This window comes from Streptomyces tibetensis (assembly GCF_040647715.1).
Classification (GTDB): domain Bacteria; phylum Actinomycetota; class Actinomycetes; order Streptomycetales; family Streptomycetaceae; genus Streptomyces; species Streptomyces tibetensis_A.
Genome location: NZ_JBEZCR010000018.1, coordinates 36,689 through 52,010 on the forward strand (window position 1 = coordinate 36,689; position 15,322 = coordinate 52,010).

Below are 15,322 nucleotides of genomic sequence, written 5' to 3' on the forward strand. Positions count from 1 at the left end.
TCTCTGGTGCGTGATCAAAAATTTGATGCGTGCCGGGGCCGTCGCCGCCCTCATCCTGTCCTCGATGTGCGTAACGGCTTCCGCTTCCGGTGAGGCCACTCCACAGCGGGCCGCCATCGACTGCCCCTCCGGCTACGTCTTCATCTACCCCGAGATCGACTTCGGCGGGCACCCCTGGTTGCCGCGCGCCGTGGACGGCAGCGTGACGGTCCTGCCCTCGGCGATCCGTGACCGCGGCAGCTCCATCCGCAACACCTCGGACCGCACCGCCCGCACCCGGGAGAGAGGCGCCGACACCCGGTTCAGACCGCAGACGCGTACGCCCGTCAACGGTTTGTCCGGGTGCCCCGGAAGCCCGGAGCGGGCCCGCGCCCCCGGGAGGCCTGGGTCACGATTGGCAGACCGAGTTCCGGCGACTTCGGACGCTGCCTGCCGACAGGGGACGCGCTACCGATGAGCAGCCGGCCCCCTTGGCTGAGACTGCCTGCTTTCCGTCCTCATTTCGTTCCCCGTATCTTCAGAGGAGCTCGGTGTCTCGCAGAGCCAAGACGCCTCCTTTTACGCCCACGACAACGCCATCCTGGCCCAGCTCGGCGTCCAGGCCGAACTCGCCCGAAAGATAGATGTCTTCGGCAACTTCGCGATCAGCTTCTCCGTCATCTGCAACCTCGCCAGCGGAACGAGTCGCCATCACCGCCCAGCAGGGCGGACCAGAGGAGGACGTCTGATGCACAGCCACGACGAACAGCGCAACGAGCAACCCACGGCACTTTGGCCCCGGCCCACTGGAGCCGTCACGCTGGGGACGTTCAAGGAATCCGTCCAGAGTGGGCAGATCACAGCGGTGAGACTCGCCGTGCCGGACATGCAGGGTCGCCCCAAGGGCAAGATTTTCACCGCTCCCGTCTTCGTGGACCGGATGAACTCCGAGGCGGAGATGTGTGCCTACGTCCTGGCCACGGACGTCGACATGACCCCGCTCGATGGCTTCGCCCTCACCGGCTGGGAGCAGGGCTATGGCGACATCGGTGTGAAGGCGGATCCGAGCAGCATCCGCCTCCTGCCCCACCAGCCCGGCACTGCCCTCATCATGGGTGATGTCTTCCAACACGACGGCCGGCCCGTCGAGGTCGCTCCCCGCCACATGCTGCGTACTCAGCTGGAGCGGCTGGACGATCTCGGCTACCACGTGGCGCTGGGCACGGAGGTTGAGTTCGTGCTGTACCAAGGCACTGACCAGGAGGCACACAGGTCGGCATACCGTGGTTTGCGCCCGGCCTGGTCTGGCGACCTCGACTACGCCCTCAGCCATCCCCCGGAAGTCGCTGACTTACTCCAGCACCTCCAGGATGCTCTGCGGGAAGCGGGCGTTCCCGTCGAGGCGATCAAGACCGAGGGTGCGGCAGGCCAGGTCGAAGTGACCTTCGCCTACGGCGAGGTGATGTCGGCGTGCGACGCCTACACCGCCTTCCGACTCATCGTGCCGGACCTCGCTCAGCGGCGCGGTATGACTCCGACGTTCATGGCCGCACCCGCGACCGGTGTGGGCAGCGGCCTGCATCTGCACCTGTCGCTGTGGTCCGCCAGCGGCAACGCGTTCGCCTACCACCGGAGCGCGGACCTGCCTCCGGTGTTGGAACGGGCCATTGCCGGCCTGGTGTCCGGAATGCCACACCTGGCTCCGCTTTATGCCCCCACCCCCAACGCCTACAGGCGGTACGCTCCGCACACCTTCGCCCCGACCAGCTACACCTGGGGCTTCGACAACCGCACCTGCGCCATTCGCGTCACCGGTGTGGGCGAGAGCGCCCACCTCGAAGTCCGCCTGCCGGGCGCCGACGCCAACCTCTACCTCGCTCTCACTGCCGCCTGCGCCGCCATCATCCACGGTATCCAGGACCACCCCGAACTTCCGGCGCCCTGTGGCGGCGACGCCTACACGGCAAGCGAGGCCGCCCCCGTGCCAGCCGACCTCACCGAAGCCATGAACAGCTTCATCGGCAGCAAGGTCGTGTACCACGCACTTGGGGAAACAGTCATGAACCACTACGCCCGCGCGGCCCAGGCCGAACTCGCCTGGCACCGCAGACAGGTCACCGACGTTGAGCGCGAGCGGGGTTTCCACCGTGCTTGATCTTTCCCTTCGCCCCGCAGAGACCCAGCTTCGGCATCGGCACCGGTCGCCCGCCCGTTCAGGTCCACGCTGGCGACTGCTACGCCGCAGGCAACAGCCACCGCCACCCGCCCCGAAGCCTGATGATCACCGGCGCGTCTGCGGAGGCCAGGACCTGCGGGGCGTGGCTGCCGCCGCTGAGCACCAGAACAGCGTCCACATCCCTCTCCAGCAAGCCCCGGTAATCAAGGAACCTGCGAGCCGGTGGTGCGCCGTACTGGTCACCGAGCAGACCGAGCAGACCCGGTGAAAGGTCACCGAGCACGGATATCTCGAATTACTCGGAAAGACTGCGAAGATAGGGCAGGTGCATGATCTGGGCAACGGTGCCACAACCGATCGCACCTATGCGTATGCGTTCTGTTTCTGACACGGCACCAACTTAAGACGTCGGGTCATCGGGAGAACCTCGGAAAGCACGGCGGATGCTCTGGCAAGACCTCGGGAAACGGGATGGTGATACCTTCACACCGAAATCCAGACGCTACAAAGCCAGGAGCAGCAGCAAGGGCCCGAACCAGCGGGCAGTTCGGGCCCTTGCTGTTGGGAGACCTACAGGTCGAACTCGAGGTGCTCGATGTCCGTGAACCGGACCTCTTCCAGGCTTCCGGCGCGGCGGCCGCCGTCCTGGAAATAGACCTCCTTGAGGGCTTCGGCGGCGATCTCCTGCAGTCGGGCGTCGGTGGCGCCGGCCTCCTGGGCTTCGAAGAGGCGGGCGGCGTACTGCGGGGGCAGGGCGACGGTGAGGTGCCGGATGCGGTCCTGGTCGGTCGACCCGATCGGCGCGGTGTAGCCCATGCGGGCCCGGGTGTCGATGACGATGCCGCCGGTGCTTGCCGCCTTCGCCTTGGCCTTGGCTCGGATCTGCGGCTGCCAGCGCTTCTTCACCTCGCGTTCCAGGCGCGCGGCGAGGTCGGGGCGGGGCTTTTTGATCTGGTCCTTCACGTACCGCTCGACCGTGCGCTGGGAGATCCGCAGCATCTGGGCGACCGCCTTGGTGCCCTTGAGCTGCTTGACCAGGTACCGCATCTGCGCCCCCGCGCTCTTGGGCACCGGGCGGGTGAACGCCTTCTGCACCGCGGCCTCCAGGCCGTCCCCGAACAGGCTCATCGTCGCCCTCTCTTACTCTCCGTTGTCGACGTCGGTGACGGTGCCGTCCTTGATGTACCGGGCGAGGTTGAGCTCGGGGGCGTTGAACCGCTCGCGGACCTCTTCGCCCCACAGCACTTCCTGGGTGCCCTCGTGCTTGACCAGGCCGGGGTTGATGCCGAGCTTGAAGCCGCCGGGCAGCGGCTTGCCGTCCCGGTACGGCAGGAAGTCCAGCGGGCTCGGTCCGTTCGCGGCGTAGACGACGCAGTCGGACAGGATCGCGACCGGGTAGTGCCCGGTGAACGCGGCGTGCTTGACGATCTTCCGATGCAGGTTGATCCGGGTGCGGGAGATGACGGCGGCGCGGATGTCGGGCCGCCATGTCGGCCGGGACAGTGCGCGCCACGGCTCGCCGGGCCGCCAGCCCTCGCCGCGCGGGCGCTCGCGCAGCTTGCCCAGGCCGCCCTTGACCGTTGCCTTGATCGCCGAGACGACGATCGCCAGCTCGGGGTCACGGCTCTTGTAGCCGTCCATCGCGGTGAGGAAGTCGGCCGGCGACAGGTCGGCGTCGACGCCGAGGTCGGCCATCGTGGCGAGGAAGGCGTCGCGCAGCCGGTTGTACCAGCCGTCCAAATAGCGGCCGTTCTCGAAGCGGACGTACGCCTCGATCGGCGCGACGTCGTAGCCGAGCTCCACCGCGTAGGCGACGGTGGGAGTGGCGTACCAGGCCGGGCCCTCGGGACGCTCGCCCTTCGGCGTGAACGGGCTGGGCAGCAGACTCGCGTCCAGGTCCGCCCACTTGTCCTTGCCGACCTTCACCCTCGACAGGTCAACGTGCGAGAGGTCCACCAGCCACGAGCCGGGCAGTTTCGGGTCGAACACCGGGGCCTTGACGTGCGTGGGTGCGCCGAGGCCGACGACCAGGCCGTTCGCTCCGGCAGCGAAGGCCATGTTCACGTCGATGCCGACCAGGTGCCGCAGGGTGCACTCGGCATCGGTCATCGGCCGCGCCCAGTCGTAGGCCTCCTCGAACAGCTTCTCGCCGGGGCCGCGGACGTGGAAGCGCGGCAGGTCCTTGAGGAGCGGGTGCCCGTCGGGAGCCTCGCACGGGGCGCAGTCCACCGGGCCCTTGCCCAGCGAGCCGGGGTTGTGCTCGGAGTGCCGCTTGCCCGTCACGTCGGGTTCGGAGGCGCGGGTCGGCGGATGCAGGGCAGTCATCAGCTCCAGGCCGGTGACGGCGGTGGAGCCGCGCGGCGTCATCACCCGGGACGCGTACACGCCCAGCACCCGGGCGAGTTCCGCCGGCGGCAACTGCCCGGCCTCGCCCCAGTGGCGGGCATCGAGCGCGTGCCACGACGGGATGCACAACTGCACGCAGGCCCGCTCCGAACCGGTGGCGGAACGGTAGATCCGCGCCCACGGCCCGAAACCCCTCTTGGTCAGCTTCCACTGCGCGCGGGCCAGCTGCTTGACGACCTTGTGGCCTTCCGGGATCCGCCCCGCGAGCCGCTCCTCGTCCGTGAGAACGACCGGGAGACCGTAACGCTCCAGCGCCGCCTCCGTGAGCACCAGCAGGGGGTCGGCATCCTTGCCCGGGCCGGACAGCTTCGGCTGACCGAGCTTCGCCTCCTTCAGCGTCCACTCCACCAACGCCGGGATCGACTTCGCCGGTACGTCCTGAACCAGGCCGCCGACGCAGTACGCCAGCACCTGACCGTCTGCGTCGACGTCGACGACGGCAAGCGGTCCGTTCTCGAAACTCGGGTCGGTGCCGCCCGCCGGGTTTCCGGCCGGGACCGCCTTCCGCGCGCCCGCGCGGCGCGACGTCGACGTCGACGTGCTCCTGGTGGTACGGGCCAGGCGTGGCGCGGCCTGCTCAGCAGCGGCAGAAGCGGGGGCGGTCTGGGTGTTCTCGTGTTCGGTCATGGCCGCCGCCTCGGAGGTCGGGCCTGCGGACAGAGTCCGCGCCTCCGCGGGGGCTGGCCGGCCGGTGAACGTGGGAGGCGCCGGGTCCGGGGCGGGGTAGAGCTCCGCAAGCTTCTTCAGCAGCCGCGCGTACGCTTCACGTTCGGGGCCGCGCGGCTCGGTTGTCTTCTTGACCGACTCCCAGCCGGACACCGTTGCCCGGCGCACCTTCAGCGCGGCAGCCACTTCGTCCAGCGTCAGCCCGTGAGCCTGGCGCAGCCGCTTGCGCTCCTCCGCCGGCGGCAGCGGGGAGCGGGACGCGACCAGCGCGTCGACCGCGTCGAACAACTGGGCCATGGAACACCTCCTGACCGACACTTTACCGAATTAACCGTATGGATCGCGTACAGGTTGCGTACATATCGCGTCCCTTGCTCGCTCGGAGGTTGCCCTCTGTGCGCGAGGGTCCAGTGCGGGTCGCCCGAGTCGGGGCAGGCCTGACATGACACGGGCAGCCCGGTTGCCGCCAGTTGGTCAAGCAGGCTGGGCAGTTCCGCGGGGACGGCTGCGGCCAGGTAGCTGAGGATCTCACGTACTCGAATCTGTTCGCCCGGCCCCTTGGGACGGCGTCTGTCCCGGCGGGCGGTTGTCGGGGGCAGCGGTACGTGGGCGAGGACGATGTCGGGCACTACCGCGGCTTTGTGCTGTCGCTGCGGCGCAGGCGCTGCAGGCGTCGGCGAGCCGCCATAGTCGTCCGCCCCTTTCGCGTGCGAGGAGGAGGCGGATGGGGCCGGCGCAGCCGCGGTGGCGGGGTGCCAGGGGCGGCAGCGTTCATGACATTCGCTCGACGAGCTCTTCAGCACCCTGTGCCGCGGGCACGAGCTGCCCGGCCCGGCCCAGGACTGACCCCGCGCCCAAGTGCCTGGGCAGGTCCCTGCCCTTGCCTCCCCTGGGAGTTCACCCTTCAGTTCCTGCGGTTCACCAGCCAGCACGCCGGCTCAGCGCGCAGGAGCATGCTCGACGACGCCAGCCTCAACACACCAACGACGGCCAGAGGACCGCATACCGCGCCTCCGCACCCTCACCAGCAGATCGACTCCCGCTCACGGGCCCGTTTGGACACCGGCGTCGTCGCGACTGCTCTCACCCGCGTCGCCCACAGCGGTGTGTGAGGCGGGGCGGCGGATCGACTGGGCGCGGCGGAAGACGTTGTGCGGGTCCCAGTGCTTCTTGGTGCGTTGCAGGCGGGCGTAGTTGTTCTTGTAGTACAGCTGGTACGCGCTCTGCCCCGAGGTGTTCAGAGTTGGATCGTCGAGGTCGACGTCGGGATAGTTGACGTAGCAGCCGTCGGTGTTGGACGAGGCGGCAGCCGGTACAGCGGGGTCGGGGACCGCGGGGACTCCGCCGGTGCTCCGGTAGACGTCCCGGTAGAAGTCGCGGATCCATTTCAGGTGGGGGCTGCGATGGACGATTCCCCCCTCCGCCACCGGGGCGGCGACGATGAACCGCTTCGCGCACACGCAGCTCTGGCCGGAATCGGGGGAAGCGCGCCTTCAGCGCTGCCGGTGACGTTGGAGGCGTGTTGAGGATCGGACGGGCGAAGTCCAAGGACCCAGCACGCGTGTCACATCAACGCCCCGGGACAGCACCTTCAGGCGGCGTCGTGGATGACGAGCTTGAACTCGGCGAGGGTCAGCAGACGCGGGCTGGCGTCGTTGTGCGTGACACGGAGCGCGATCGGAGTACCCGGGACGACGAAGGCGCCATGGTTCTTGACGTAGTACTGGCCGCCGGGCGTCGGCGTGCGGTGCTCGGTCGCCGTGGTGTCGTTGGGGTGTGGCGTCAGGCCCAGCGGGTCACGGACGTACTGGTCGCGCAGTTCGGTGTAGCCGGCTGTGCCGCTGGCGGGCTCCCACTGGATCATCGCGTGCAGGTGGCCCCAACCGGCTTTTGACGGCCAGATCAGGCCGCTCCGGTCGTCCGTCGACCAGTCACTCACCACATAGCCGTCCGGCTGGACGGCCTGGTGCATCTCGAACCGGTCCGTGGACTCCCCCGTTCCGAAGGGGAACCGGACAATCTTGTACGTGGTCCCCGGCGGGATCAGCTGAGGTGTATCGACCTTGAGGGAGCAGACCTGCACTCCGGCCGCAACGCCACCATCGGTAGACATGGTTCAGCATTGCCCGCGGTCGGCCGACGGTATGCCCACGCCGCTGCCCGCCTGCCCGCACGCCCTTCCGACACGGAGCAGGCAGAAACACGAAGGCGCAACTCGGTCAGGGACATGACCTCGACGCCTTCGGAAGTGCCCGCGTGCGCGGCGCAATGTCGCAGGTGTCGCCATAAGTTGATCGTAGTGACGAGGAAAGGGCTTCTGTCACGTGGCGGGAACAGGAAAGGACGGCGAAGGGCCATGGTGTTGGCGGAACGTGTCATCTCGGCACGCGGCACCGAGTTCGTGGACGATGCATGGCCGCCGGACAGCGGCCGGCCCGGTGGCTCACGACGCACCCACTGACAGCACCTTGCTCGTCCTGGAGATCGGTGCCGGGTTCAATACCCCCGGGGTGATCCGCCTGTCACTGGAGAACCTAGTGCGCCGAACGCCAGGGGCCTGCCTCGCCCGGCACCCCGGGCGGGTCCCGGTGGAGCACCTTCGTCACCGCCGGAAGGAGACACGCACGTCATGTCCGAGCTACCGATGGGGTCCGCGGGTCCCGCGGAATCCACGAACCTTGCGGGATCTGCGGGGCCTACGGAAGGCGTTCCTCTGGTCGCGGTCACCGGCTCCACCGGCCGGCTTGGTGGGCGCGTCGCACGCCGTCTGGCCGAGCGGGGCCTGGCGCAGAGACTGGTGGTCCGCCGCCCCGACCGTGCCCCGAGGCTCCCCGGTGCGGTGGCCGTACGCGGCGACTACGCCGACCGGGGTTCGGTGCTCGACGCCCTCGCGGGCACCGGGACCGTGTTCATGGTGTCCGCCTCCGAGAGCGCCGAACGGCTCGCTCAGCACAAGACGTTCGTGGACGCCGCCGCGGATGCGGGTGTCCGGCATCTGGTCTATGTCTCGTTCTACGGCGCCGGTCCCGAGGCCACCTTCACTTTGGCACGCGACCACTTCCACACCGAGCAGCACATCCGGGCCAGCGGCCTGGCGTACACGTTCCTCCGGGACAACTTCTACGCGGAGTTCGTCCCCGACCTCGTCGGCGGGGACGGCGTCATCCGCGGCCCGGCCGGACAGGGGCGTGCCGCGTTCGTCGGCCAGGACGACATCGCCGACGCGGCCGCCACGGTGCTGTCCCGTCCGGACGAGCACGCGGGCCTCGCCTACGACCTGACCGGGCCGGAGTCCCTCACGCTGGACGAAGCGGCCGTGATCCTTTCCGAGCAGCTCGGGCGCACCGTCACGTACCAGCCGGAGACGATCGAGGAGGCCTACGCCTCCCGTGCCTCCTACGGCGTTCCGTAGTGGCAGCTGGACGCCTGGGTGTCCACCTACACGGCCATCGCGTCCGGCGAACTGAACGGTGTCAGCGACGCGGTGCCACGCCTCACCGGCCACGGGGCCACCCCCTTCGCCGACGTCGTACGCACCGCCCGGCGCTGAACCGCGTCGCCGACGGGCGGCACGTGTCACGTGGTCCGCACCCGGCCGGCGAAGAGTGAGCAAGTCGACGGAGCACGGCGGTACCGGTGTGCTAGTTCGTACGCTCGCACCGGGGCCATCGAGGGTTGCACCCCACGGGCCCTGATGATCCGCTTCCCGACGAGCCCGACGCCCCCGCTGGGAGAGAGACATGGCCCTTGCCGCCCCTCGCCGCCTACCGAGCAGCCATCGCCCTTGATGAGCCCGTCCGTCCGACGACTGCTTCCGCCACGGCCGACCGGCTGGACGCACCCGTGCGCAGGGCACTGCGCCCGCTCACTGCGGAACGGCTCAAGATCACCCAGGGTTGCCACCTGCCGACCCCGCACGTTGTGCACACCGACGACCCGGTCGTCGGCATCCGAACGGGGGACGCTCGGTGGTCGACCGCATCCGGTACCGCTCCGGCGGGCGAAAACGCATCGCCCGTATACATGCCCCACCCGGCGGAAGGCCTCCAGCCGTGTCCACCCCGCACTGGCTCTTCGGCGACCAGCTCGGCCCGCATTTCCTCACTCCCACCGGCGAGCAGGGCCCCGAGCAGGGGGCGACCGTGGTGATGATCGAGGCGAGGTCGGTCTTCCGGCGCAGGCGTTTCCACCGCGCCAAGGCCCACCTGCTGCTCTCGGCGATGCGGCACCGCGCGGCGGAGCTGGGTGAGCGAGTGACGTACGTACGGGCGGACACCTATCGCGAGGGGCTGCGCCGGGCGGTGGGCGAGGCCCCGGTGACCGTGTGCCACCCCACCTCGTACGCGGCGCTGCGGCTGGTGCGTTCCTTGCCGGGGGTGCGGGTGCTGCCCGCCCGCGGTTTCCTCGTCGCGCACGAGGAGTTCGCCGGCTGGGCCGGGGAGCTGGGTGGGCGGCGGCTGCTCCAGGAGAACTTCTACCGCTGGGTGCGGGAGCGGCACGACCTGCTGATGGACGGCGGCAGCCCGGCCGGGGGCCGGTTCAACCACGATCACGCCAACCGTGAGCCGCCGCCACGCGGCGCCACCGCGCTGGACGTGCCGGGGCCGTACCGGCCCCGGGAGGACGACATCGACGCCGAGGTGCGTCAGGACCTCGATCGGTGGGAGCGCGAGGACGGGGTGCGGTTCGTCGGGCGGGACGGCCCCCGCCGCTTCCCGGCCACCCGGCGCGAGGCCCTGTCGGCGCTGCGCCGCTTCGTGGCGCACCGGCTGTCCGCCTTCGGACCGTACGAGGACGCGATGCTGGCCGGCGACCCGGTGATGGCCCACAGTCTGCTGTCGTCCTCGATGAATCTGGGACTGCTGCACCCTGCCGAGTGCGTGGAACGCGCCGAGCGCGCCTGGCGGGAGGGGACCGTCCCGGTGAACAGCGCCGAGGGGTTCGTCCGGCAGGTCGCGGGCTGGCGGGAGTACGTCTGGCAGCTGTACTGGCATTTCGGCGAGGACTACCGGCACGGCAACGCTCTCGGGCACACGCGAGGACTGCCGGCCTACTTCGCCGAACTCGACGCGGACGCGGTCACCGCACGCTGTCTGTCCGAAGCGCTGGCCCAGGTCCGGGACACCGGATGGACGCACCACATCCCCCGCCTGATGGTGCTGGGGAGTCACGCGCTGCAGCGCGGGTGGGACCCGGCGGCCGTCACCGACTGGTTCCACCGCTGCTTCGTCGACGGCTACGACTGGGTGATGGTGCCGAACGTGGTCGGCATGTCCCAGTACGCGGACGGCGGCCGAATGACCACCAAGCCGTACACCTCCGGGGGCGCCTACATCCACCGCATGAGCGACCTGTGCGAGGGCTGCGCCTTCCGGCCCACCGACCGCACCGGACCGCACGCGTGCCCCTTCACCGCCGGGTACTGGGCTTTTCTGCACCGGCACCGGCAGCGGTTGTCCGGCAACGCGCGCATGCGGCGTGCGCTGCAGGGTCTGGACCGGCTCGGGGACCTCGACGAAGTGCTGCGTCAGGAGCGGCGCCGAGGGGACGAGGCGCCGTGACGTGGCCGCGTGGTGGTGGGTCCGCGGCGTAACCGGGGCGGCGGACCGACCTGCAGACGGGCCTCCCACGGACGGGTGTTGCCCTGACCTGTGTCAGGAGCTCAGAACCCGGTCCCTCGCCAGGTTCTGAACACGGCGTTTTCCGTAGGTCAGCACCTTCACTTTTCGAGACGAGGGGGATTCATGAGTCACTCCGTGAACCGCAGGGCGCTGCTGAGGTCGGCCGGATCCGCGGCGGTGGCGGGATCGCTGGGTGCGCTGGGTGTCACGGCGCTCGCCACACCCGCGCAGGCCGCACCCGCGAGTCGGCTCCGGCTGGGACCTGCGTGGCTGGATCTGGCTGGACATCAGCAGGGACGGCGGCAGAACCTGGTCCTTCGCCGACGGTACGTATCTGTCGGACGGCACCGGCTACGCGCACACGTCCGGGTGGCTCACCCAGTCCGACCCGAACTACGTGTTCAGGGCCAGCTACGACCCCCATTTCAGGCCGTCAACCCGTACCTCCAGAGCGGAATCTGGTAGCCGCGGGCCACGTCAGAGACGGACGAACTGCCGGCGTGCCCCGGGGCCGCTACGTGGTTCACCGGCTGCGCCGCCCCGCTGAGCTTGCCCCCGTCCCTCGACAGGGTGGGGCTGTCCGCGAAGGACGTCTCCTCGTTCAAGCCGCGCGACGTACGCAGTCTGGTGCGCGCGACGCGTGGGCGCCGCCGTGGCGCGCTGACCGATGATCAGCTGCCGGAGCTCGTCGGCGTGGTGCTCGAGCCGGAGAGCAGGCCGGTCGTGACGTACTTGGGATACGCGGTCCGCCGGGCATGAGTCACGCCCCCGCGCCGCAAGCGCCTGAGTACGCGTACTCAAACCGTCCGAGCTGTCCGCCCCTGCTGCCCACAGGCCTGTCGTAGCCACACTGGACCGCCTTGTCCCCGTACGAAGAGGTTCCGATGGCTCGTGCCCTCAGTCTGCGTTCCGCCACAGCCGGTGACATCTCCTGGATTCACGAACTGCGGCACCGCGTCTACGCGGAGGAGTTGGCCCAGCACGTGCCCAATGCCGAGGGGCGGCTGGTCGACGGACTGGACGGTGACAACGTCTACCTGGTCGCGGCGCGGGGTGCGGATCGTGTCGGGTTCGTGAGCGTGACACCGCCCTGGGTCGGCCGGTACGGGCTGGACAAGTACCTGACCCGGGCGGAGCTCCCGCTCCTCGACGAGGCCGACGTCTTCGAGGTGCGGCTGCTCACCGTAGAGCCGGACGCACGGGCGGGCGCGGCAGGCCCGCTGTTGATGTACGCGGCGCTGCGCTGGATCGCGTCCCGGGGCGGGCGGCTGGTGGTGGCGATGGGCCGTGCCGACCTGCTCGGCATGTACCGGGCGGCGGGTCTGCGTCCCGTCGGACGTACGGTCCGCAGCGGGGCGGTCGACTTCGAAGTGCTGACGGGAGAGGTGTCGGTGCTGTCGCGCTGTGCCGCAGGGCGGCATGCGGCGACCCTGGCCCGGTTGGCGGCCGGTGTGGACTGGGAGTTGGACATGCCGTTCGCGCCCCGGCCGGACGGTTGCGAGCACGGTGGGGCCTCCTTCACCGCGGTGGGCACGGACTTCCGCACTCTTGAACGGCGTGACGAGGTGGTCGCGGCCGACGTGCTCGACGCCTGGTTCCCACCGGCTCCCGGGGCACGCGCTGCGCTCGCCGAGGACGTGGGGTGGGTCGCCCGCACCTCACCACCGACCGGTGCGGAGGGGTTGCTCGCGGAGGTCGCCGCGGTCCGCGGCCTGCCCCCGGGGACGCTCGTGGTCGGCGCGGGATCCTCCGATCTGATCTTCCGGGCCTTCGGCCGATGGCTGACATCGACGAGCCGGGTCCTGTTGATGGATCCCGGATACGGCGAGTACGCGCATGTCACGGAGCGGGTGATCGGCTGCCGCGTGGACCGGTTCCGGCTGCGGCGCGACGAGGGCTGGCGCATCGATCCGGTCAGGTTGTCGGCGGCCGTCGCCGACGGGGCGTACGACCTCGTGGTCGTGGTCAACCCGAACAACCCGACCGGCCGCCACGTACCGGCCGCCGGGCTGCGCGAGGTGATCACCGCCGCCCCGGCCCGCACGCGATGGTGGATCGACGAGGCGTACCTCGGCTACGTCGATCCCGCCGAGTCGCTCGCCCTGTTCGCGGCACGGGACCCCCGCGTGGTGGTCTGCACCTCGATGTCGAAGACGTATGCCCTGTCCGGCGTGCGGGCGGCGTACCTGGTGGCCGAGCCGCGTACGGCGCAGGAGCTGAACCGGTGGACGCCGCCCTGGGCGGTCGGGCTTCCGGCCCAGCTCGCGGCCGTGGCGGCACTGCGCGACCCGGCGTACTACGCGGCCGCGTTGCGGCGTACGCACGAGTTGCGCCGTCGGCTCGCCGCCGACCTGTCCGCGGTGGACGCCTCGGTCGATGTCGAGGAGTCGGTGGCCAACTTCCTCACCCTGACCCTGCCGTGGGGCGGGCCGAGCGCCGCCTCTTTGGTCGCGGAGTGCCGGCACCACGGTGTGTACCTGCGGGACCTGTCGCCGCTGTCGCCGGCGTACGAGGGCCGCACCGTGCGCGTCGCGGTCCGCGACACCGGCGAGAACGCGCGCATCGTGGACGCCTTCCGGGCCGCCCTCGGTGTACTGCGCGCGTGCCCTCGCGTTGTGCCGGGCGTCAGGGCGGCACAGTGACCTCGGTGGCCGCGCTGGCGCCGTGGCTGGGCGGCGCGCTGCTGATGAGCGGCGTGGCCGTGGGGGCGTCGCGGCGGCGGGAGTTGCTGGTCCGGTGGTGTGCGTGGGCCGTGGGTGTGCCGCTGGTGACCGCCGCGTTTTGGTGGGGGCGGCCCGGGATCGCTCTGCTCGCCGGAGTCGTCGCGGTGGTCGCGGTGCTGGAGTTCGGGGTGCTGGCCCGACTCCCCGCCGTCGACCGGGCGGTCCTCGCCGGGGCCGTCACGGGGTTGATCGTCGCCGCCGCATGGGCACCGGACCAGGTCTGGCGGGTGGGCGCCTTCGGGGCGCTCGTGCTGGTCGCCGTGCCGCTGGTGGCCGGCGATGCCGAGGACGGAATGCGACGGCTCGGCACCGGTCTGCTCGGCTTGGTCTGGCTGGGCGTGCTGGCCGTGCTGGTGCCGCTGGGGTCGCTCGGCCTGGCGCTGTTCGCTGCCGTGTCGATCGCCGATGTGGTGGCCTACTTCGCGGGCAGGCGGCTGGGCGGCCCCCGTTTGTCGCCGCTGTCCCCGGCCAAGCGGTGGAGCGGCGTGCTGTGCGGCGCGGCGGCGGGCCTTACGGTACTCGCACTGTTGTCGGCGTGGAGCTGGCCGGCGGCGGCCGCGGTGGCCGTCGGCGGTCCGGCGGGCGACCTGGTGGAGTCCCTCGTCAAGCGCGGCGCCGGGGTCAAGGACTCGGGTCGGTGGCTGGCGGGAGCGGGAGGGCTGCTGGACCGGATCGACTCACTCGTGGGGGCGCTGGCGGTGGCCGTGTTGCTGGGGTGAGCAGGGGCAGAGCAAGGCTGTGAGTCCGGCCGAGTGACCTGACCAGGCTCTGCCGGGGTGGATGCGGAGCCGGTTTGTCCGTGCTCCCCTGCGGGATTGTCCGAGATCCGTAACGGAGGGATCCCCCGGCCGACGTCCCTCGTCCTGTCAGGTGGCCGCAAGGTGGCCGGGGATCGGGCGAGGAACTTCGAAGGAGCGGGGCGGACATGGCGCGACACGGTGGTGGGCGGGGCTGGTACGGCAAGGTCGTCGGGGCGGCTCTCGGGGTGACGGTGCTCGCCACCGGTGCCTCGGTGTGGACCGCGCAGGCCGGCGCCACCGGCACGCCGGCACCGAACACAACGGCGTCCGTCTCGCCCGGCGGTGGCACCGAGCCGGTGGCGTTGAGCATCGCGCACGCCTCGGAGAAGGGGGCGCGCGGTGTCAACATCACCATCGACGACGGCCCCGACCCGGTCTGGACCCCTCAAGTCCTCGACGTGCTGCGGGAGTACGGGGTGAAGGCCACCTTCTGCATGGTGGGAACGCAGGCCCAGGCGCACCCGGACCTCGTGAAGAAGGTCGTCGCCGACGGGCATCGGCTGTGCGACCACTCCGTGTCGCACGACACCGCCATGGACAAGAACTCCCACGCCTACCAGTCGCGGCAGGTCCTCGACGCCGAACGCATGATCACCAGGGCGTCCGGAGGTGTCCGGCCGATGTACTATCGGGCGCCCGGCGGAGCCTTCACCCCGTACAGCCGCAAACTCGCCGCGTCCCGGGGGATGCGGCCGCTGGGCTGGAACGTGGACAGCAAGGACTTCGAGCGGCCCGGCACGGACGCCATCGTCGCCACGGTGGAGCGGGAGCTGCCCAACGGGCCGACGCTTCTCTTCCACGACGCCGGCGGCGACCGGTCCCAGACGGTCGAGGCGCTGCGACGGATCCTCCCCTGGCTCAAGGAGCAGGGCTACTCCTGTGGCTTCCCTGTCCGTTGAGCGGCCCTGGTCCGAGGCGCCGGGCCGGTGGTCCGGCCTTCTCCCGCACGCC

General features: G+C 70.3%; 12 protein-coding genes and 1 pseudogene. 8 read left to right on the forward strand and 5 right to left on the reverse strand.

Annotated features, from left to right (window positions below):
* The first annotated feature begins 64 nt into the window (after positions 1-64).
* On the forward strand, positions 65-457 hold the full coding sequence (locus AB0B29_RS34855) for a peptidase inhibitor family I36 protein (RefSeq protein ID WP_362246253.1): 393 nt from the start codon (positions 65-67) through the stop codon (positions 455-457).
* Positions 458-517: 60 nt separating this feature from the next.
* Here the strand turns inward: AB0B29_RS34855 and AB0B29_RS34860 are convergent, their stop codons facing one another.
* The gene (locus tag AB0B29_RS34860; protein ID WP_362246255.1) at positions 518-739 is read right to left on the reverse strand and encodes a hypothetical protein; all 222 of its coding nucleotides are present in this window, start codon (positions 737-739) and stop codon (positions 518-520) included.
* Here AB0B29_RS34860 and AB0B29_RS34865 point away from each other — a divergent pair.
* Positions 728-2,134, forward strand: coding sequence for a glutamine synthetase family protein (locus tag AB0B29_RS34865; protein WP_362246257.1), 1,407 nt, complete (start codon positions 728-730; stop codon positions 2,132-2,134). The genes AB0B29_RS34860 and AB0B29_RS34865 overlap by 12 nt on opposite strands.
* A gap of 591 nt (positions 2,135-2,725) precedes the next feature.
* Here AB0B29_RS34865 and tpg read toward each other — a convergent pair.
* The 4 genes from tpg to AB0B29_RS34885 all read right to left on the reverse strand — a co-directional run bounded on the left by tpg (position 2,726) and on the right by AB0B29_RS34885 (position 7,340).
* Positions 2,726-3,283 carry a telomere-protecting terminal protein Tpg gene (tpg, locus tag AB0B29_RS34870; RefSeq protein ID WP_362246259.1) on the reverse strand — a complete coding sequence of 186 codons (558 nt, stop codon included), beginning with the start codon at positions 3,281-3,283 and terminating at the stop codon, positions 2,726-2,728.
* 12 nt (positions 3,284-3,295) lie between these two features.
* Positions 3,296-5,524 (reverse strand): telomere-associated protein Tap, encoded by a 2,229-nt coding sequence (tap, locus tag AB0B29_RS34875; RefSeq protein WP_362246261.1) that lies wholly within the window; start codon positions 5,522-5,524, stop codon positions 3,296-3,298.
* 746 nt (positions 5,525-6,270) lie between these two features.
* On the reverse strand, positions 6,271-6,687 hold the full coding sequence (locus AB0B29_RS34880; protein ID WP_436845949.1) for a BBE domain-containing protein: 417 nt from the start codon (positions 6,685-6,687) through the stop codon (positions 6,271-6,273).
* Positions 6,688-6,818: 131 nt separating this feature from the next.
* A complete protein-coding gene (locus tag AB0B29_RS34885; protein WP_362246263.1) occupies positions 6,819-7,340 on the reverse strand; it encodes a hypothetical protein in 522 nt (173 codons plus the stop codon).
* Between the two features lie 531 nt (positions 7,341-7,871).
* On the opposite strand from AB0B29_RS34885, the pseudogene AB0B29_RS34890 reads away from it, so the two are divergent.
* The 6 genes and pseudogenes from AB0B29_RS34890 (at position 7,872) to AB0B29_RS34915 (ending at position 15,270) form a co-directional block, all read left to right on the forward strand.
* Positions 7,872-8,777 (forward strand): annotated as a pseudogene (locus tag AB0B29_RS34890) (SDR family oxidoreductase).
* Positions 8,778-9,279: 502 nt separating this feature from the next.
* Complete coding sequence (locus AB0B29_RS34895) at positions 9,280-10,788, forward strand: cryptochrome/photolyase family protein (protein WP_362246265.1); 1,509 nt, start codon at positions 9,280-9,282, stop codon at positions 10,786-10,788.
* A gap of 630 nt (positions 10,789-11,418) precedes the next feature.
* Positions 11,419-11,607: a hypothetical protein gene (locus tag AB0B29_RS34900; RefSeq protein ID WP_362246267.1), complete on the forward strand. Its 189-nt coding sequence runs from the start codon at positions 11,419-11,421 to the stop codon at positions 11,605-11,607.
* Positions 11,608-11,732: 125 nt separating this feature from the next.
* A complete protein-coding gene (locus tag AB0B29_RS34905) occupies positions 11,733-13,490 on the forward strand; it encodes a histidinol-phosphate aminotransferase family protein (protein ID WP_362246269.1) in 1,758 nt (585 codons plus the stop codon).
* Positions 13,487-14,290 (forward strand): phosphatidate cytidylyltransferase, encoded by an 804-nt coding sequence (locus AB0B29_RS34910; protein ID WP_362246271.1) that lies wholly within the window; start codon positions 13,487-13,489, stop codon positions 14,288-14,290. Before AB0B29_RS34905 ends, AB0B29_RS34910 begins: the two co-directional genes overlap by 4 nt.
* 206 nt (positions 14,291-14,496) lie before the next feature.
* A complete protein-coding gene (locus AB0B29_RS34915) occupies positions 14,497-15,270 on the forward strand; it encodes a polysaccharide deacetylase family protein (protein ID WP_362246273.1) in 774 nt (257 codons plus the stop codon).
* The last annotated feature ends 52 nt before the right edge of the window (positions 15,271-15,322 follow it).